The sequence below is a fragment of the Ruegeria sp. AH3 genome (assembly GCF_056536265.1).
The window spans coordinates 369319-388223 of the sequence record NZ_JBQFJL010000001.1 but is presented as its reverse complement, the minus strand read 5'-3'; the positions used below and the strand labels follow the sequence as shown (position 1 = coordinate 388223).

Annotated in this window: 16 protein-coding genes; 5 read left to right on the top strand and 11 right to left on the bottom strand. The window is 60.6% G+C overall.

All coding sequences use genetic code 11. The features are described from left to right. Positions 1-6: 6 nt before the first annotated feature. A complete protein-coding gene (locus ACR3EM_RS01865; protein WP_480469122.1) occupies positions 7-2232 on the bottom strand; it encodes a primosomal protein N' in 2226 nt (741 codons plus the stop codon). A gap of 59 nt (positions 2233-2291) precedes the next feature. Between ACR3EM_RS01865 and fsa the strand changes: the two genes are divergently transcribed. From fsa to ACR3EM_RS01845, 4 genes are all read left to right on the top strand, one after another. Further along, positions 2292-2945, top strand: a complete 654-nt coding sequence (gene fsa / locus ACR3EM_RS01860) for a fructose-6-phosphate aldolase (RefSeq protein WP_480469121.1) — start codon at positions 2292-2294, stop codon at positions 2943-2945. Positions 2946-3140: 195 nt separating this feature from the next. Further along, positions 3141-3848: a DUF484 family protein gene (locus tag ACR3EM_RS01855; RefSeq protein WP_480469120.1), complete on the top strand. Its 708-nt coding sequence runs from the start codon at positions 3141-3143 to the stop codon at positions 3846-3848. Next, positions 3845-4765, top strand: coding sequence for a tyrosine recombinase XerC (locus ACR3EM_RS01850; protein WP_480469119.1), 921 nt, complete (start codon positions 3845-3847; stop codon positions 4763-4765). Before ACR3EM_RS01855 ends, ACR3EM_RS01850 begins: the two co-directional genes overlap by 4 nt. A gap of 66 nt (positions 4766-4831) precedes the next feature. Continuing rightward, positions 4832-5527 (top strand): CDP-alcohol phosphatidyltransferase family protein, encoded by a 696-nt coding sequence (locus ACR3EM_RS01845; RefSeq protein ID WP_480469118.1) that lies wholly within the window; start codon positions 4832-4834, stop codon positions 5525-5527. 2 nt (positions 5528-5529) lie between these two features. Here the strand turns inward: ACR3EM_RS01845 and ACR3EM_RS01840 are convergent, their stop codons facing one another. The 10 genes from ACR3EM_RS01840 to ACR3EM_RS01795 all read right to left on the bottom strand — a co-directional run bounded on the left by ACR3EM_RS01840 (position 5530) and on the right by ACR3EM_RS01795 (position 18029). Continuing rightward, entirely contained in the window at positions 5530-5997 is a 468-nt protein-coding gene (locus ACR3EM_RS01840; RefSeq protein ID WP_480469117.1) for a hypothetical protein, read from the bottom strand. Between the two features lie 77 nt (positions 5998-6074). Then, positions 6075-6530: a methylated-DNA--[protein]-cysteine S-methyltransferase gene (locus ACR3EM_RS01835; RefSeq protein WP_480469116.1), complete on the bottom strand. Its 456-nt coding sequence runs from the start codon at positions 6528-6530 to the stop codon at positions 6075-6077. Positions 6531-6665: 135 nt separating this feature from the next. Then, on the bottom strand, positions 6666-9584 hold the full coding sequence (gene ileS, locus ACR3EM_RS01830) for an isoleucine--tRNA ligase (RefSeq protein ID WP_480469115.1): 2919 nt from the start codon (positions 9582-9584) through the stop codon (positions 6666-6668). A gap of 163 nt (positions 9585-9747) precedes the next feature. After that, positions 9748-12438, bottom strand: coding sequence for a DUF2339 domain-containing protein (locus ACR3EM_RS01825; RefSeq protein ID WP_480469114.1), 2691 nt, complete (start codon positions 12436-12438; stop codon positions 9748-9750). 97 nt (positions 12439-12535) lie between these two features. Beyond that, complete coding sequence (locus ACR3EM_RS01820) at positions 12536-13015, bottom strand: DUF2269 family protein (protein WP_480469113.1); 480 nt, start codon at positions 13013-13015, stop codon at positions 12536-12538. Further along, the gene (locus ACR3EM_RS01815; protein ID WP_480469112.1) at positions 13015-14319 is read right to left on the bottom strand and encodes an SDR family oxidoreductase; all 1305 of its coding nucleotides are present in this window, start codon (positions 14317-14319) and stop codon (positions 13015-13017) included. Before ACR3EM_RS01815 ends, ACR3EM_RS01820 begins: the two co-directional genes overlap by 1 nt. A gap of 95 nt (positions 14320-14414) precedes the next feature. Further along, the gene (locus tag ACR3EM_RS01810) at positions 14415-15125 is read right to left on the bottom strand and encodes a VIT1/CCC1 transporter family protein (RefSeq protein ID WP_480469111.1); all 711 of its coding nucleotides are present in this window, start codon (positions 15123-15125) and stop codon (positions 14415-14417) included. A 54-nt stretch (positions 15126-15179) separates the two neighbouring features. Then, complete coding sequence (locus tag ACR3EM_RS01805) at positions 15180-16169, bottom strand: YcjF family protein (protein ID WP_480469110.1); 990 nt, start codon at positions 16167-16169, stop codon at positions 15180-15182. Beyond that, positions 16162-16617 carry an N-acetyltransferase family protein gene (locus tag ACR3EM_RS01800; RefSeq protein WP_480469109.1) on the bottom strand — a complete coding sequence of 152 codons (456 nt, stop codon included), beginning with the start codon at positions 16615-16617 and terminating at the stop codon, positions 16162-16164. The genes ACR3EM_RS01805 and ACR3EM_RS01800 overlap by 8 nt, the downstream gene beginning before the upstream one ends. Continuing rightward, positions 16614-18029: a YcjX family GTP-binding protein gene (locus tag ACR3EM_RS01795; protein ID WP_480469108.1), complete on the bottom strand. Its 1416-nt coding sequence runs from the start codon at positions 18027-18029 to the stop codon at positions 16614-16616. The genes ACR3EM_RS01800 and ACR3EM_RS01795 overlap by 4 nt, the downstream gene beginning before the upstream one ends. Before the next feature lie 107 nt (positions 18030-18136). Here ACR3EM_RS01795 and truA point away from each other — a divergent pair, with 107 nt between their 5' ends. Next, the gene (gene truA, locus ACR3EM_RS01790) at positions 18137-18904 is read left to right on the top strand and encodes a tRNA pseudouridine(38-40) synthase TruA (protein WP_480469107.1); all 768 of its coding nucleotides are present in this window, start codon (positions 18137-18139) and stop codon (positions 18902-18904) included. Position 18905 lies beyond the last annotated feature (1 nt).

The following is an 18905-nucleotide window of genomic DNA, read 5'->3' as shown; positions in this document are numbered from 1 at the left end:
GCAGGGTCAGTAGAAGCTTTGCGGGTCGATATCGACGGCAAGGCGAATGTCGCCTTTTAGACGCAGGGGCGCGATCCAACGTGCGATGGCGTCCTGAATGGGCGCACCTTTGGGGGCTTTGACCAGCAGGCGCACGCGGTGTCTGCCTCGGATGCGCGCAATCGGCGCTGGTGCCGGACCAAATACCTGCGCTCCGATTTCTCGCAGAGGCGCATCGTTTCGCGCCATCGCGTTGCCGATGTCAAACACCGGCCCGACCTCAGGCCCGGACAAGACGATGCCCGCCATGCGCCCATAGGGCGGCACTCCGGCGGCTTGTCGACCGGCGGCTTCGGCTTTCCAGAACCCCTCTTCATCGCCTGACAGAATGGCGCGGATCACCGGATGTTCCGGTTGAAAGGTCTGCAACAACGCCTGACCCGGCTTATCCGCCCGGCCTGCCCGTCCAGCAACCTGCCGCATGAGTTGAAATGTCCGTTCTGCCGCGCGCAAATCAGCGCCGTGCAGGCTGAGATCTGCGTCAATCACCCCCACCAGGGTTAACTTGGGAAAGTTATGCCCCTTGGCCACCAGCTGCGTGCCAATGACAATATCTGCGTCCCCCTCGGCAATCTCTTCGATCTTGGCCTTCAGCGCCCGCGCCGAGCCAAACAGGTCAGAGCTGAGCATCGCAATTTTGGCCTCGGGGAAAGTCACCTCGGCCTCTTCCGCCAGCCGTTCGATCCCCGGCCCGACCGGAGCCAGCTTGCCTTCGACCCCACAAGACGGGCAGGCCTCGGGCATCGGTTTGGTCTCACCACATTGGTGGCACATCAGACGTTTGAGGAACCGATGTTCCACCATCCGCGCATCGCAATGATCACAGGCGATCTGCTCCCCGCAGGCCCGGCACAGCGTAACCGGCGCATAGCCTCGGCGGTTGATGAACAGCAGCGATTGTTCGCCCTTTTCGATCCGTTGCCGCACCGCCTGTCGCAGAGATGGAGAAATCCACGTCCCTGGCTGCATCTGCTCGGCCCGCATGTCGATGGGCTTCATCTCAGGCAGTACCGCCGCCCCAAAGCGCGAGGTCAGGTCAAGCCGCTCATACTTCCCGGCCTCGGCGTTGGCCCAGCTCTCCAGCGAAGGCGTCGCACTGGCGAGTATCACACGTGCGCTGCAGATTGAGGACCGCAGAACAGCCATGTCCCGTGCGCTGTAATGCACCCCGTCTTCCTGCTTGTACGAGGTGTCGTGTTCCTCATCGACGACGACCAGCCCCAGATCGCGGAATGGCAGAAACAATGCCGACCGCGCGCCCACGACCAACTGCGCCTCCCCCTGCCCGACCATGCGCCAAACCCGGCGGCGCTCGGTCATGGTGGCGCCGGAGTGCCACTCGGCTGGACGCGCGCCGAACCTCGCCTCAACGCGGGTCAAGAATTCGGCGGTCAAAGCGATCTCAGGCAGCAGAACCAACGCCTGCCGCCCCATGCGCAGCGCTTCGGCCACGGCCTCCAGATACACCTCGGTTTTGCCCGATCCGGTCACACCTTTGAGCAACGTGGTGCCGTAATCTCCGGTCCGCTGCCCGGCTTGAAGCCGCGCAACTGCAGCTGCCTGATCTTCGGTCAGATCTTTTCCCGGCAGATCGGGATCAAGATGCGGATAGGGCAGATCGCGCGGGCTGTCCTCTTCCCTTACAGCGCCCTGTTTCACCAGCCCCTTGACCACGGACGAAGTCACCCCCGCCTGCTCGGCCAGTTCTTTCAAGGTGAAGGCCAACCCGCCATACTCGCGCAACACTTCCAGCACACGGGTTCGCGCATCGGTCATCCGATCCGGTTCCGCGTCCCCCAACCGGTAGATCTTGCGCATCGATGGAGGATCACCCAACCCCGGCGCGCGGGTTGCCAGTCGCAGCATCGCAGGCATCGGTGTCAGGGTATAGTCGGCCACCTTGCCCAGAAATACCCGCATCTCTTCGCGCATCGGTGCAACTTCAAGCACCCGGATCACCGACCGCGCCTTGGCCAGATCAAAACCGCCCCGCCCCGGCCCCCAGACCACACCCAGCACCTTGCGCGGCCCCAGCGGAACCTCGACAAACGCGCCCAGAAAGCACCCACCCTCAGGCGCTTTATAATCCAGCGTCCGGTCCAGCGGCTGCGTGGTCAGCACCGCCACCAGCTCACCTTGGTCGAAATACTCCTGAACGCTCACCGCATATCCTTGGCCGGGGGGTTTCAGCATGTCTCTCTTTGGGGTAAAGCCATCCGCGACCAAGGCCAACCCATCAAAGGACTGCCCGCATGAAATTCTTCGTAGACACAGCCGAGATCGACGCCATCGCCGAACTGAACGATCTGGGCATGGTGGACGGCGTGACCACCAACCCCTCGCTGATCCTGAAATCGGGCCGCGACATTCTGGAAGTGACCAAAGAGATCTGCGATCTGGTCGACGGTCCAGTCTCGGCCGAAGTTGTCGCCACCGAAGCCGAAGACATGATCGCCGAAGGCCGCAAGCTGGCTAAGATCGCCCCGAACATCGCCGTCAAAGTGCCACTGACATGGGCTGGCCTGAAGACCTGCAAGACGCTGACCGATGAAGGTCAGATGGTCAACGTGACCTTGTGCTTCTCGACCAATCAGGCGATTCTGGCCGCCAAGGCGGGCGCGACCTTCATCTCGCCCTTCATCGGACGCCTTGACGACATCAACCTCGACGGCATGGATCTGATCGCAGACATCCGTCAGGTTTATGACAATTACGGGTTCGAAACCGAAATCCTCGCCGCGTCGATCCGCACTGTGAACCATGTGACTGACAGTGCCCGCATCGGGGCTGACGTGATCACTGCGCCGCCCGCCGTGATCAAAAAACTGGCCGACCATCCGCTGACCGACAAAGGTCTGGAAACCTTCCTAGCCGATTGGGCCAAAACCGGTCAGAAAATCCTCTGATCACTGGTGCTGCCGCGCGATGCCGTCAGGCATCGCGCCCGGCCCAACGGCCAAAGCTGATCTCTGATCAGCACATGGCGGGCGGGAGCCCCGCCACAGCGCAAACGAATTTCGCCCTTTGCGTGCATTTTTCCCAAGGCAAATCCGGCAACTCATGGTATAAGCCCGCAAAACAAAAAAACGACCGGACGGGACATGAGCAGCGACCCCAAATTGAAAGACAACCTCCGCGCGGCGATTCTGGCCGAGCCTGACGCCGTTCTGGACGACAAAGATCTGATGCAGGCCCTTGTTGCCGCCAACGAACAGGCGCGCGGCGATAACGTTATCGATCTGCGCGGAATCGCGATGCAGCGGCTCGAGGAACGTCTGGACCGGTTGGAAGACACCCACCGCTCGGTCATCGCAGCAGCCTATGAGAACTTGGCGGGCACCAATCAGGTCCACCGCGCCATTCTGCGCTTGCTGGAGCCCACGGTGTTCGAGGACTTCCTGCGCGCTCTGGGCAATGACGTCGCCGAAATCCTGCGCGTCGATCACATTACTTTGGTGCTGGAAACCACCGTCGTTCAGGACGATCCCGCCGTGGCTCAGCTGGGCGGTGTTTTGACCATCGTTGAGCCTGACTTTATCGACGGCTATCTCAGCACCGACCGTAGCGGCGCCACGCGAGATGTCACTCTGCGCGAGATCAGCCGCCCCAACCCTCAGGTCTATGGCACACAAGCCGAGGATTTGCGGTCCGAGGCCTGCCTCAAGCTGGACCTCGGCACCGGTCGGCTGCCCGGCATGATCGTCATGGGCGCCCGCGATCCACGGCATTTCACGCCGCAATTGGGTACCGATCTTCTGTCATTCTTCGCAGGCGTATTCGAACGCTCCATGCGCCACTGGCTGTCGTGAGCCTGATTTCACCAGCCTGTCGCGATGCATTACAGCACTGGCTGGACAGCCTGCGGGCGCTAGAAGGCCGGTCCGAGAATACCCAGAACGCCTATCGTGGGGACGTGACCGAGTTCCTCTCGTTCATGACCCTGCACCATAGCGAACGACAGGGGCTGGCCGCGCTCGAACGCATCACCGTCTCGGATATGCGGGCGTGGATGGCAGATCAGCGCGGTTCGGGCGTCGGCGCACGATCGCTTGCCCGCAAGCTTTCAGCTGTCAAAAGCTTCTACCGCTGGCTCGCCGAACGGGAAGGGTTCGAGCCCACCGCCGTCCTATCCACGCGCGCGCCCAAGTTCACCAAGAAGCTCCCCCGCCCTCTGGCCGAGGACGCTGCCCGCGCCATGATCGAAACGGTCGAGATGCAGTCGACCTCGGATTGGGTCGCAGCGCGCGATGTCGCGGTCGTGACCTTGCTTTACGGTTGCGGCTTGCGCATCTCCGAGGCCCTGTCGCTGACGGGACAGGACGCACCGCTACCAGAAACACTCCGCATCCTCGGCAAAGGTGACAAAGAGCGGATCGTCCCGGTCATCCCTGCTGCCCGCGCAGCTGTCGACCGCTATCAGCGGCTCTGTCCTCACCCCCATTCGCCCGAGGCCCCTTTGTTCCGAGGCGTCCGCGGTGGCGCGCTGAACCCGAGCGCAATCCAGGGTGTGATGGCCAAGGCACGCATGCAACTCGGCCTGCCTGCAACCGCCACCCCCCATGCCATGCGCCATAGCTTTGCCACCCATCTTCTATCCGCCGGAGGTGATCTGCGGGCGATTCAGGAGTTATTGGGCCACGCCTCTCTCTCAACCACTCAGACTTATACCGCCGTGGACACCGCCCGCCTGATGGAAGTCTACAATCGCGCCCATCCCAAAGCCTGACGTAAATCCCTTCACCGTACGTCTTTTTGCTTTGCATCTGCCGCACGCATCGTACATGACACGCCCATGACACTCAGATTCAAAGCTCTTTCCGTTCATCTATTTACTGCTACCGGAGCCGTTTTCGCGATGCTGGCCATGCTGGCCGCTGTCGAGGAGAAATGGAGCCTGATGTATCTCTGGCTGGTGGTCTCGTTCATCGTCGACGGGATCGACGGGCCGCTGGCGCGTCACTACCACGTCAAGAAGAACGCCCCCGAGTTTGACGGAGTGCTTCTGGACCTGATCATCGACTACCTGACTTACGTCTTCATCCCAGCTTTTGCGCTGTTCAAATCGGGCCTGATGGACGGGTGGACAGGCTGGTTTGCCATCATTGTCATCACCTTCGCCAGCGCAATGTATTTCGCTGATACGCGCATGAAAACCAAAGACAATTCTTTCTCTGGCTTTCCGGGCTGTTGGAACATGTTCGTCATCGTGATCTTCGCGCTTGAGCCGAATTTCTGGGTAATCCTGATGCTGGTGACACTACTGTCGATCGCGATGTTCGTCCCGCTGAAGTTCGTCCATCCGGTCAGAACCGAGCGTTGGCGGTCCCTGACACTACCCATGGCCTTCGGCTGGACCTTCTTTGCCGGCTGGGCTGCATGGGTTGATTTCCACCCCGAAAGCTGGGCCCATTGGGGTCTGGTGATCACCAGCCTCTATCTGGTCTTCGCGGGTATTGCGCAGCAGATCATCCCACCGCGCAAGGCCTGAGGTTACAGAACCTCCTGCACTTCAAATTCGGTCCCGTTGTGGGTGAACACATCCCCCTCCTGCAGGCCAGTCATGGCCAGATAGATCGGACTTTGGGTTGAAATGCCCATATAGGTCTTCCCGTCCACTTCGAACCGTGTGGTCGACACGCAAACCACGAAACATCGGTTGTTGAACTTAACCACAGCACCAGGCTGCACCCTGTCGGTCAAACTGAAATCAGTGTTTTCGATTACGTCGATCTTGGCATGATGCGCATGCACCGGCGCGTCGAAAGCCGCCGCCAAGTCTGCATTTTCGCGCGACGCGGCAATATCGTCTTTATCGTGTCCTTCCCGGTCATCCAGCTGGGAATCCTTCAGGAACGCATCGTAATGGGCCTGCGCCGTCGCAAGCTCTTCCGCCTCAAGCGACATCAGGTGATCGATAATGGCTTTCTTACGTGCTGCAGGGTCTGTCTGGCCGGTCATATGATCAGGTCCTTCAAATTCGGTATTTGGTATAAGTTGGAACCGAGCCTCTCTGATTGCAACAGCTATTTGCGGTCTCAGATCAATAGGCTCGCGGCGCCCTCATGGCGCAGCAAAGCCACTTTGGTTTCAACCCCTCCGGCTCCGGAGAACCCTCCCAACCCTGTTGCGGACAAAACCCTGTGACACGGAATGATCACGGGAATAGGATTTGCACCGCAAGCCTGACCCACGGGCTGCGCCGGCTGTCCCAGTTGCTTGGCAATATCACCATAGGTCAGCGTCTCACCAAACGGGATGGCATACATGATGTCGCAAACCTGCTGTTGAAACCTGGACCCATCCACGCGATAGGGCAGATCAAACCGCGTTAGTCGCCCTTCATCATAGGCCCGCAGTTGCGCCGCCACCTCAAGTAACAAGGGCGTCCTGGCACCCTCATCACGACCGTTCCAGACAAGGCGCGTTACCGCCCCGTCTTCTTCTTCAATCCCAAGGCGTCCGAACCGGGTATCCACTGCAATCATAGGCATGGCCAGATGCTGACAGCGTTTGCAGGTAAAGCGCAACCCAGATCATGCGCTACCTCTGCCTCTTCCGTTCAAAAAATGCGTCGGAGCGCGGTAGGGCCTTACAGTAGGCCCTACCAAATGCGCTCCGCCACTGATTTAGCTTAGGGCTTCGTCACACCGTCCGCAGACACCCGAATGCGTGTGAAGCCCGACGTCGGGCAGAATCTTCCAGCAGCGCTGGCATTTCGCCCCTTCGGCCTTCTCGAACACCACTCCGACACCTTCGATTTCCGGCACACGGAATGCTTCGGCAGGTTTTGGATCTCCCGTGACGGTCAATCCCGAAGTGATGCACAGATCGTCCACATCAAAGGTGGCCAGCAAATCACGCGTTTCCGCATCCGCGACATAGACGATCGGAGCGGCCTCAAGGCTTGATCCAATGACCTTCTCTTGCCGCTGCACTTCCAGGGCGGCGGTTACGGCGCGGCGCACGCGGCGCACCTTGGCCATGTTGGCCTCAAGCTCTGTATCGCGCCAGTCGGCGGGTGTGTCGGGGAAATCCACCAGATGAACAGAACTGTCATCGCCGGGGAAACGCTCCAGCCAGACCTCTTCCATGGTAAAGACCAATACCGGTGCCAGCCATGTGGTCAGGCGGTGGAACAGGACATCGAGGACAGTTCGCGCAGCACGGCGGCGCAACGTATCGCCATCGCAATAGAGCGCATCCTTACGGACGTCGAAGTAGAAGGATGACAGGTCAACCGTGGCAAAGGTGAACACGGCACTGAATACGCCCTGGAAGTCAAACGCGGCATAGCCCTTGCGCACTTGCTCATCCAGCTCGGCCAGACGGCTCAGCACCCAGCGTTCCAGACGCGGCATATCCTGCGGCTCCACCCGGTCAGCCTCGGTGAAGTCGGCCAGCGAGCCCAGCATGAACCGCATGGTGTTGCGCAGGCGGCGATAACTGTCGGCGGTGCCTTTCAGGATCTCAGGCCCGATCCGCTGGTCAGCGGTGTAATCGGTCTGAGCCACCCACAGCCGCAGGATATCGGCGCCGTATTGCTTGACGACCTCTTCCGGCACGATGGTGTTGCCCAGCGATTTGGACATCTTGTTGCCCTTGGCATCCAGCGTGAAGCCGTGGGTCACCACGTTTCGGTAAGGCGCGCGGCCCTTGGTGCCACAGGCCTGCAGCATGGACGAATGGAACCACCCGCGGTGCTGGTCGGTGCCTTCCATATAGACATCGGCGATGCCGTCCTCGGTGCCGTCTTCGCGGTCGCGCAGCACAAAGGCATGGGTCGAGCCGGAATCGAACCACACGTCCAGCACGTCGAACACCTGATCCCAGTCATCCGGGTTATAGTCATTGCCCAGGAACCGCTCTTTCGCGCCGTCCAGATACCAGCAATCCGCCCCGTCCTGTTCAAACGCGTCCTTGACGCGGGCATTCACTTCCGGGTCGCGCAGCAGGTAGTCGGCATCGGTCGGCAGAGCGCCCTTTTTGGTGAAGCAGGTCAGCGGCACTCCCCAGGCGCGCTGGCGCGATAGAACCCAATCGGGCCGCGCTTCGATCATCGAATACAGGCGATTGCGCCCGGTCTGCGGCGTCCATTTCACCAGCTCATCGATGGACCGCAACGCCCGTTCGCGGATGGTGTCGCCCATCTCACCCATGCCATCGTCCAGCTTGCGGTCAACGGATGCAAACCACTGCGGCGTGTTGCGGTAGATGATCGGCGCCTTCGAGCGCCACGAATGCGGATAGCTGTGCTTGATCTTGCCACGCGCCAGCAACCCGCCAACCTCGACCAGCTTGTCGATGACGGCTTTGTTCGCGTCACCCTCGCCGCCCTTGCGGGACAGGATGTATTTGCCGCCAAAGAACGGCAGATCGGCGCGAAAGCTGCCATCGTCCATCACGTTATAGGTGATGACTTGCTCGAGCATACCAAGGTCGCGATAGAGTTCGAATTCCTCCATCCCGTGCGACGGCGCACAGTGAACGAAGCCGGTCCCTTCAGTATCGGTCACGAACTCAGCAGCGCGGAAATCGCGGATGTCGTCCCATTCGCCATTGCCACCCTCGGCCCCGGCCAACGGGTGGGTTAGCTGGATCTTGGCCAGATCTTCCTGCGTGACATCGCACAAACGGCGATACATCGAGTCATCCAGACGCGCGCGCGCAAACACGTCCGCCGCGCGATCATCGGCCAGCAGATAACGCTCACCGATCCGCGCCCAGCATTCCTCGGGGCGACCTGTAACCTCGTAGAGACCGTAGGAGATGTCCTCACCGTACACCACGGCCTTGTTCGACGGCATGGTCCATGGGGTCGTCGTCCAGATCACCACATAGGCATTGTCCAGCGTTACATCGCCCGTGTTCACGACCTTGAACTTCACCCAGATGGTGAAGCTTTCTTTGTCGTGATACTCGACCTCGGCCTCGGCCAGAGCTGTCTTCTCGATTGGCGACCACATCACGGGTTTCGAACCTTGATAAAGCGTCCCATTCATCAGGAACTTCATGAACTCATCCGCAATCACGGCCTCGGCGTGATAGTCCATGGTGATGTAGGGATCGGGCCAGTTTCCGGTGATGCCAAGGCGCTTAAACTCTTCGCGCTGGATGTCGATCCAGCCTTCGGCAAACTTGCGGCATTCCTGACGGAAGTCGACAACGTTCACCTCATCCTTGTTCTTGCCCTTCTTGCGGTACTGCTCTTCGATCTTCCATTCGATGGGCAGACCATGGCAGTCCCAGCCGGGCACGTAACGTGAGTCAAAGCCCATCATCTGATGCGACCGCACGATCATGTCCTTGATGGTCTTGTTCAGCGCGTGGCCGATATGCAGGTGACCGTTCGCGTAAGGAGGGCCGTCATGCAGGGTAAAGGGTTTGCGGCCCTCTTTCTCGCGCAGGCGGTCGTAGACGCCGATCTTTTCCCAACGCTCCAGCCATGCGGGTTCGCGCTTGGGCAATCCGGCGCGCATGGGGAAGTCGGTCTTGGGCAGGTTCAGCGTGTCTTTGTAATCAGGTGCTTGGGTCGTGTCGGCGCACATTTGGGGCGTCCTCAGGATGTTCGGGTCGTGTATGGATCGAAGCGGTCAGTGCGATATCTCAAGCACCTTTGCCCGGCGTCTCGCGATATCAGAGCGCCGGGGATATAATTCGAATAATGATGGCCAAACGGTCATGCATGGCGGGCTTATAGGACGCCACAGCCTAATGGTCCAGAGGTTCCGAGCCTTGCGGCGAATGGCGCAGTTTGGCCCAGCGATTGAGCCACGCCAACCCCGCCAGTGCGAGGCCCAACGCGAGCAGTGAGAAGACCCGGATCAGCCCGCCCAGCCCCGCGATATCGATCAGAAACACCTTAGCCACGGCCAGCCCAATCACGGCCAGCCCTGCCTTGCGCATCAGATCGGACCGGCGGGCCAGCGACTGATAGAACAGCGCGCCCCCAACCACCAGCAAGGTGATGGTATAGGTGTAAAGCTCGGGCTGCGTGACGCCATTGCCCTCGAACATGCCACCAGCGCCCTGCCAGACATGCCGGATCGCCAGCCCCAGCCAGACAGCGGCCAGAGCGCAGGCGCTCCCATAGCTGGCCTGCCTCAGCAAAACCGGCATCGTTGGAATACGCCAAGCGGAAAAGCCGATAGCCAGCGCAGGAACAAGATAAGCCACCGCAAGAGTATTCAGAACTGGCGGGCCAAGCACAGGGTCTGTCAGCGGATTCAGCAACGGATTCGCCTCGGACAGCGCCTGCGCCAGCCGCGCGATCCCGTGCGCGGCAAAAAAACCAGCCAGGAGATAGCGCGCGTAGTTCAGCTTGCCGCCGAGTGAGAAGCGCTGAACCTGCGCATAGGCCAGCAGCAACCAGATCACCGCCAGCAGGCCCAGCCCCCAGTGACTGTCTTTCGCCCCACCTTCGCCGAACCCCTCAAGCCAGCGCAACACAAGCAGCGACAGTAGGATGCCCGCCGTCGCCCAGGCCGCGCTTTCCAGCAGCAGGGACGCGATGGGTCGGTTCAGTGGCCTCAGCAAAGCCCAACCCGCCACAAACCCGACCACGGCAGCGGCATAGACCAGCACCATTTCGGCCAGCGGTGCGGTGTTGGCCCAATCCAGGCCCGGATCCAGCACCAGCCGGACCGTCACCGTGAGCACTCCGGCCCAGATGAACCAGCTCATTGGTGGCAGCGCAAATCGCCGGTCCAATGCTGCGGCCACAACGATCATGACGGTTAATGCAACTGTCAGCGCGGCTGAACTGAGTACGATGATGCAGGCAAAGCTCAGACAGGACAGCGCTGAAAGCGTGGCCAGAGAAGCCCGCATGCAGTTATCTCCGTCCACCCGCGCAAACCGCTCGGCCAGAACAACCATCATCGCCCCCAGTGCGATGGCGTGTAGTGCCCAAGGGTAAGCTCCGATCACCTCAGCCGGATGCCACCCAACCTCAAGCGCAATCGCCATCAGCGGCGCGAACAGAACCGCAGCCCCAGCCCAGATCACAGCCACGCGTCCGCCTGAGAAAGATCGCCACGCCGCCAATACCGAAATCAAGGCACCCAATCCCACCAGCAGAGTGACAATCCGCGGGAAATCGGCCTCAACGGTTTCCGCATAAGTATCTGCAAAAGTGCGCGCCGCTGCGCCAAAATCCAGACCATGCACCAATACAAACCAGACCAACCCCAACGCAGGCAGCACCGTGAGATCCTGCAACGCACGTGCATCTTTTGCCCATAGAATCAGCGCCAACGTCAGTCCGACTAGCAGCATCACGCCCAGCCAGAACTCGCTGGCCGAATCCGCCCAATGCACCGACAGGATCACCGAACTGGCCGCGACCGCACCAAAGGCTAATCGAGTAGGAAACTCGGGCCAGAGATCACCTTTCCGTCGTCGAACCAACTCAGCGATCATTGGGCCGGAATGGCTTGGCCAGAAACGCCGGACCGGGATCGCGATAGCAATCAATGCGAAGGCTGTGATGCAGGTCAGATATCCGGGCTCGGTGAGCGGTGAGGACAGCACCAAAAGAAACGCTGCGCCATAAGCTCCGACAAGCGTCAGAGCGGATATCCAGGCCCAGCGCCGGACCGTGTCTATACCCAGCCCGAGAACGGCGATCACGAAGAAATAACCATAGAGCCACGTGGGGTCATCTGATGATCCGCCAACAACAAAGGGGGCCGCGAAGGCTCCGATCAGGCCAACCGCTGCCAGCAGCGGGCCGTGGAACCAGCCAAGCACCAAGCCAATCAGGGCAACGGCAATCATACCCGTCAGGGCAATTTCGGGACTTATGAGGTCATACAGCTGACGCGCGGCCAGAATGGCACCGAAAAGTGTTACCAGCCCGGCGCCCGAGAAAACCGAAGGCAGATACGCGGTCGCAGCACTTTCGTCATCGCCAAAGCGACGGCGCACCACTTCTCCAGCTGTGATCAGCACTGCGCCAAAGATCAAAGCGGCTGCAACGCGCGCGGTCGGAGGCAGCAATCCGTTCTCGACCCCGTATTGAACCAGAAATATCCCTGCCAGCGCCAATGACAACGCCGAGACCGCGTAAAACCAATTCTCGCGCAGCCATGCGCCAAGCGCTGCAAAACGGTCCTCGCGCAAGACGATCGCGGCAGAAGGCACATCATCGGGGGGCTCATGGGGCTCTTCGGTGAAGATTTCCTCTTTTGGTCGTGATGCCCATGGTCCTGGCTTGGTCTCCGTTGCAACCGGTTCAACCGGAGCCTCGGTCTCAGCAGGGGGCTCGGGCAATTGCCCGGCTAGTTGCCGCTCCAACTGCTCAACCCGCTTGCGTAACCGGGACTGGCCGATCAACAGAACGATGATCGAAACAGGAATGGCCAATACGATCAGACCAACAAGGACAAGCAAGGATTCCAATCGAGACCTCCGCGCGGCGATGTCTCGAATTTACGCTTCGCGCGCTGAGGTTAATAGTCTGGAAATCCCGATACCTACGACCAATTGCTCAGGTAGGTTAAAACAACGCAAAATCGGGTCGCGCAAGCATCAGCCACAGGATCGCCAATACTGCGGTAAAAGCTGGTATGCCGCAGGCAAACCAGATGCGAAACAGACGGAAATAGGCCAGCGGGAGTTCGCTACCGGTGCTTGCAGCGTCTTGCGCATAAGCGCGCAGGCGGATTTGTATCCAGACCACCGGCAGCCAGAACAAGCCGGTCACGACATAAAGAATGATCGACATCAGCAACCAACCTTCACCAAGCGACCATCCAAGCCGCCACGCCAGCAGAAAGCCTGTGAGAGGCTGCAGCACAACCGCCGAGCTCGTGAACAGCAGATCGGTCAGCACGACAATACCCGCAGTGTGGGCAATAACGCGTGCGTCCTTTGTGCGATGTGCCATCAACATGAAGAACGCAATCCCAGCGCCGGTTCCCAGCAATACGCAAGCCCCGATCACGTGTAACCAACGCAGGATAAGGTCGGGATCCATCAGCGGCTCTCAAGCATAGGGATTGCGGTCACGGACAGCAAAAGCGCCGGGATGACCTTGAGCAGAGGTCCCAGCGGATCGAGCCATAGCGCAGGCACGAACAGTGTCGCCGCAATCAAATAGAAAGCGGCGACTGCGGCCTGAGCCAGACAAACTCGCGCCGCCCAGGGCCGCCACAGCAACGCCATCCCCAATGCGATATCAACCAGCGACCACAGCACGACGCTTGTACCTGTCCATCCGGCGGACCACCCGGAACGGATGAGAACTTCGGATGCCTGCGACAGCCCTGTCAGGCCAAACAGCCCCGACAGCAGCCAGAACAGGCATAATGCGCCGATCACTACGGGCATCAGCAGTGTCATCCGAGCGCTCAACCGGTGTTCACGCGCGCAGGTTAAGTTATCGTAAATCTCGCTAAGTCCGCGCAGGGACCGACCAGTCGCAGCGCGGAAAGGTTCAGGGTCACCCACGACGCCCTGTTCCATCACAGTCATCGCGGTGCTGCGCAGGGGTGACCTCCATCCCAGCCGCGTAAGTTGGTCGGCAGCCCCAGCAACCGCTTTGGTTAGTACGAAAGGCACCGATATGACACGGTGTGCGACAGGAAACCCAAGCCAATGGCGGGTGGCCGCCAGAACCTCAGCCAGCGTGTGTGGACTGTCTTCAACCAGATCATAGTCGCCTTCGGGCAGATCGCCCTGAACGCATGAGAGGATCACGGTACATAGGTCCTCCATGCCGACGCATTGAACTGGCGTCTGCGGATAGGCAATGGGTTGCACGATAGGCACCGCCGCCAGCATGCGCAGCAGAGCGGTGCCGCCATAGTCACTCTGCCCGATGACCAGACCTGGCCTGAGCACCCACAGTACGGCACCACTGGCGCGCAGGGCTGCATCGCCCTCGGCCTTACTGCGCATGAAGTTGGTTGTAGCGTCAGGCGAGGCCCCGATGGCCGAGACCTGAATGATCGACACCTCGTTCTCCGCGCAGGCTTGTCCCAGAGCCGCGATTGCCAGCTGATGCACTGCACGCAGATCGTCCTGCCCGCCATCCTGCAATGCCCCGGCGCAATTCACCACGACATCAATCTCGCGCAGGATGGCCTGCCAGTTGCGGACCTGCGTGAGCGTTCGAAGATCGCCTTGGATAAGTTCAACATCTGGCAAAACCCGAGCAGCGATGCCGAGGTTTCGCACCAAACCCCTGACCGCAATACCCTCGGCTCGCAATCGCCTCACAACAGATGCGCCGATGAAGCCATAAGCACCCAGAACCAATACGGTTTTTGTCTCGCGCATGATAAACGCCTGTCTCATCGGAGCTGTTTGAAACACCCTAGCGGGTCATACAGACCGCACCAGCTTTGGTCTTACATCTGCGACACCATTGCCCATCACGGGTGAAACAGTGATCCGACCCAATAGGCGATGGTCGCCGCAGCCCCTCCGATCAACAGGGTTTCACCACCTGACCGCCACCACGGCGCAAGGGACCAACGGCTTTTCATCGCGCCGATGGCAAAGAACACACCTGCCGTCATCCAGGCCGACACGGTGAATGCATTCGCGATCGACAAAAGGAACGGCAGCAGCGGGATCATCCCCGCGACCAGAAAGGCAAAGAATGTCGCCATCGCGGCTTTGAGAGGGTGTGGATCGACGCTTCCCAACCCATATTCGCCCTCAATCATCAGGTTGATCCAGTTGTCATGGTTGGAGGTGATCTCATCCGTCGCCTCGTCCAGCACGCTGCCCGAGAGGCCCTTTTGTGCAAGGATTTCCCTTACTTCGTCGCGCTCTCCATCCGGATAAAGCTTGATATGCCGTTCTTCAATCGCGCGGATCCGGTAGATGTTGTCGAGTTCGGCTTTGGTTCCTGAATAATTCCCCGCCGCCATCGAAAAGCCATCCGCCAGCACATTGGCCAGCCCGAGGGCAACAATGACAAAAGGCGATAACCCCGCGCCTGCGACACCTGCAACGATGGCGAAGGTTGTGACCGAACCATCGATGCCGCCATATACCACATCGCGCAGCACCCCACGCCCCGGAGGGGCGTTGATCCGCTCGGAAATCTCTTGCTGACTGTGGCCGTGGTCGGTCATGGCTGGCTCCGCCCTGTTTATGCAGGACGGCACCAGACACGGCCTTGCGCCAGATCAAGTCTTGGAAAACAGCCCGCTGAGCGCGCGTTTGATCATGCCGCGGGTCGAGGGTTTGTGGCGTGTCGAGAAAGGCAGCGGACGGCAGACCTCCATCGCGGCAACGCCCACGCGGGCAGTAAGCGCGCCATTGACCAGCCCCTCGCCGAACCGGCGGGACAGTTTGCTGAGGACTGAACCGCCCAAAATCGGTTCCAGCAGATCATCCCCAACCGCCACTGCACCGGTTGCGACCAGATGCACGAATACGGCGCGGGTCAGGCGCCAACTGCCCAAGGCACCTGCGCGCCCGCCGTAGATTTCCGCAATCCGCCGGATCATGCGCAATGAACTTGCCAGCGCCGTCGCGACATCAGCCAGCGCAAGCGGAACCAGAGCGGTCACGGTCGCGACCTGCCGGGCTGCGGCCTCGACCTCGCGGCTGGCGGCAGCATCCAGCGGGGCCAGAAGCTCGTCTTCGGCCAGCGTCAGAAGGGTTGCCGCATCGAATTGTTCACCCATCCGCTCCTTCAGGCGATCTCGACCCCAGCGCGTTTCGTCGCGTCCGTTGTAGAATGTGATCAGGCGATTGGTGACGGCGCGAGCTTGCGACAGGTCTTCATCCGCCAATGCGGCATCAGCGGCGCGGCGCAGCCCATCTACGCGAGACAGGCGGCTGATTGCAGCCAATTCACGCAACGCAATGATCAGCACAACCAGCAGCAGAGCGGCGATCAGGCCGGTAACGATCCAACCCAGAATTGGTGCGCGCTCCAGTAGCGAGATGGCGAAATCCCAAGCCGCGACCGAAACCACCGCCCCCACGACCGCAAGAGCCAAACCCCAGAACCAGCGTGCCAAGGCCGAAGGTTTCCGTGCCGCAAACCGTGCCGCTGCCTGCATCGCCTGCCCCTGCGGCGGCGTGATATCGGGTACCGGAGGTGCGGTTGAAACGTCCGCTGCCTGCGGGTCGTCTTCCAGATCGATCAGGACCGGACCTTTAGCCATCGGTCACCTCCTTGCGTTTCCAGATATATTTGATGTCGGGTAGGTTTTCGTCATTCTCGGCCCCATCGCCGCGTGAAACCTCGGCAAATCCATTGCGTTCATAGAAGCGGCAGGCGGGGTGATTAGCCTGAAACGCATAGAGATTGAGCTCTATGTGTTGTGCTTTCGCGTGATCCAGCAATTTCTGCCCAATCCCCTGCCCGCGCGCAGGGGCTGCCAAATAGAGTGACTGCACCTCGTCGCCGTTCAGCGCAAGAAATCCGACCACCTGCCCCCGCATTTCAGCCACCGTGACCCAGCCGAGATCAATCATCTTGCCACAAAACGCGATGGTTTCAGCCTCGGAATGCAATTCCGGCATCCAGTCGTTCTCGCGCGCGAACCCATGTAGAATCGCGCCTGTGGTTCCAGCATCAGTGCTGCGCGCAGGGCGGAGGATCGCGTTCACAACCGATCTCCGATCAGAAACTGCGCGGCTCGGTCTAGCCGGATATGCGGGGGTCCGTCGCCAGGGTTCAGGGTCAGATGGGCGGGCGCAAAGGCCATGTAACCATAATCCTCGTCCAACCAACCCTCAGCCCCGTTGCGCGCAGGGCCCAGTAGATGGGCCGGGTCTTCTGGCAGATCACCGGGATAAAAAGCCGCCTGCTTGCCGCTGTCCAGCAAGGTGCCGCGCACGCAAGGAAGTTCGACGCCGTTATGGCTGCGCATCTCTTCCGTGGTGGTCCGGAGCGAGGCCAGCGACAGCGCCGCCGTCTCAGCCCCGGCAAAACTGGCGCGATCACGCGCCTCACGGGTCAGGGCTTCGATGATTGAGGTCAGGCGCGGGTGCTGCAGGTGGTGCAGGTGATCGGCTTTGGTGGCGGCAAACAGGATACGCTCAACCCGCTTGCCCAGCAGCAGCTTGTTCAGCCATGCGTTGCGACCGGGGCGGAAGGCCGACAGGATATCGGCCATTGCGCGGCGCATATCCTCGACCGCCTGCGGGCCTTTGTGGATCGCGCCCAACGCATCGACCAGTACGATCTGACGGTCGATCCGGGCAAAATGATCGCGGAAGAACGGTTTGACCACTTGCGATTTATAAGCCTCATAACGCCGCTCCATCTCGCGATGCAGGGACCGGCGGCGCGACGCCTCCGACACCGACAAAGGCGCGAAGGTAAGCACAGGGGAACCAGCGAGGTCCCCCGGCAGAAGGAACCGACCGGGAGTGCAATCATAGAACCCTGCCTCGCGCGCGGCGTTCAGATAGGCTGTGAAGCGGCGAGCAAGGTCCTGGGCCTGCGGCTCATCATGTGGGGCCATTGGGTCGACCGCCTGAGCCTTAGCCAGAAATGCCTCGGCCTGTGGACGGTTCGAAATATGGTCCAGCGTATCCCGCGACCAAGCCTCGTAGGATTTGTCCAGCAGGGCCAAATCCAGCAGCCATTCGCCGGGATAATCCACGATGTCCAGATGCAGCGTGCGAGGCCCCTGCAGACCTGACAACAACCCCGCAGGCTGGACTTTGAACGACAAGCGCAGTTCGGACACGGCGCGGGTGCTGTCCGGCCAGTGCGGAGTGGGATCGGTCAGAGCGGCCAAGTGGGATTCGAAATCAAACCGGGGCACGGTATCGTCGGGTTGCGGTTGCAGATAGCTGGCGGTGATCCGCCCCTCTTGCTGCGCAACAAGGCTGGTCATGCGGCCTCGATCCAGCAGGTTGGCCACCAGAGATGTGATGAACACCGTCTTGCCGGACCGCGCCAATCCCGTGACGCCCAACCGGATAACCGGCTCGAAGAATGTCTCAGACACGCGGTCGCCCACGGATTCGACGCCGCGCACCAAGCTGTCTGCCAATGATGAGATGACCAAGCCGTCGCCCCGCAATTATCGTTTCGCCCAAGATAGGTAGCGGTCGCGGCACATGCCAGAGCTTTCGCCCTCTTGCCCGCCCGCCCAAGGCGCGATACCAGCGCCCCATGCCCAGATATGCGTTAAAAGTCGAATACCAGGGGGAACCGTTCGCCGGATGGCAACGGCAGAAAGAACTGCCCTCAGCTCAGGGGGCAATCGAACAGGCTTTGTCACGGATCGAACCCGGAGACCACACCATCGCCGCCGCCGGTCGTACTGACGCGGGCGTTCACGCGTTGGGGCAAGTGGCCCATTGCGATCTGGTCAAGGACTGGGACCCGTTCCGCCTGTCCGAAGCGTTGAACTATCACCTCAAGCCGCAGCCTGTCGCCATTATCAAAGCTGCGCGGGTCGATGACGACTGGCACGCGCGCTTTTCAGCGCTCGAGCGGCAGTATCTGTTCCGCATCCTGATGCGCCGTGCGCCCGCGACCCATGATCGGGGGCAAGTCTGGCAGATCAATCATTCGCTCGATGTCGCGGCGATGCAGGCCGGGGCGGATATGCTGATCGGACGACATGACTTCACTACCTTCCGATCCTCCATCTGTCAGGCCGCCAGCCCGGTCAAAACATTGGATGAGCTGCGCGTAGAGCAGGTTGAAGGCTTCTCGGGCCCCGAAATCCATTTCCACGTCCGCGCCCGGTCGTTTCTGCACAATCAGGTGCGCAGCTTTGTTGGCACGTTAGAGCGTGTGGGGGCCGGAGCATGGACGCCGAAGGATGTGCGCGATGCTCTGGAGGCCGTTGATCGTGCGGCTTGTGGCCCGGTTTGCCCGCCGCAGGGGCTCTATCTGGCGCGGGTCGGGTATCCTGGGCCGGTTTTCGACTAAG

What these genes read in the sequence shown, in the direction of transcription:
- fsa (WP_480469121.1), top strand. Translation starts at nt 2,292, where the DNA reads ATGAAATTCTTCGTAGACACAGCCGAGATCGACGCCATCGCCGAACTG.
- ACR3EM_RS01810 (WP_480469111.1), bottom strand. Translation starts at nt 15,125, where the DNA reads ATGACCGACCACGGCCACAGTCAGCAAGAGATTTCCGAGCGGATCAAC.
- ACR3EM_RS01840 (WP_480469117.1), bottom strand. Translation starts at nt 5,997, where the DNA reads ATGACCGGCCAGACAGACCCTGCAGCACGTAAGAAAGCCATTATCGAT.
- ACR3EM_RS01865 (WP_480469122.1), bottom strand. Translation starts at nt 2,232, where the DNA reads ATGCTGAAACCCCCCGGCCAAGGATATGCGGTGAGCGTTCAGGAGTAT.
- ACR3EM_RS01855 (WP_480469120.1), top strand. Translation starts at nt 3,141, where the DNA reads ATGAGCAGCGACCCCAAATTGAAAGACAACCTCCGCGCGGCGATTCTG.
- ACR3EM_RS01835 (WP_480469116.1), bottom strand. Translation starts at nt 6,530, where the DNA reads ATGCCTATGATTGCAGTGGATACCCGGTTCGGACGCCTTGGGATTGAA.
- ACR3EM_RS01845 (WP_480469118.1), top strand. Translation starts at nt 4,832, where the DNA reads ATGACACTCAGATTCAAAGCTCTTTCCGTTCATCTATTTACTGCTACC.
- truA (WP_480469107.1), top strand. Translation starts at nt 18,137, where the DNA reads ATGCCCAGATATGCGTTAAAAGTCGAATACCAGGGGGAACCGTTCGCC.
- ACR3EM_RS01815 (WP_480469112.1), bottom strand. Translation starts at nt 14,319, where the DNA reads ATGCGCGAGACAAAAACCGTATTGGTTCTGGGTGCTTATGGCTTCATC.
- ileS (WP_480469115.1), bottom strand. Translation starts at nt 9,584, where the DNA reads ATGTGCGCCGACACGACCCAAGCACCTGATTACAAAGACACGCTGAAC.
- ACR3EM_RS01805 (WP_480469110.1), bottom strand. Translation starts at nt 16,169, where the DNA reads ATGGCTAAAGGTCCGGTCCTGATCGATCTGGAAGACGACCCGCAGGCA.
- ACR3EM_RS01820 (WP_480469113.1), bottom strand. Translation starts at nt 13,015, where the DNA reads ATGGATCCCGACCTTATCCTGCGTTGGTTACACGTGATCGGGGCTTGC.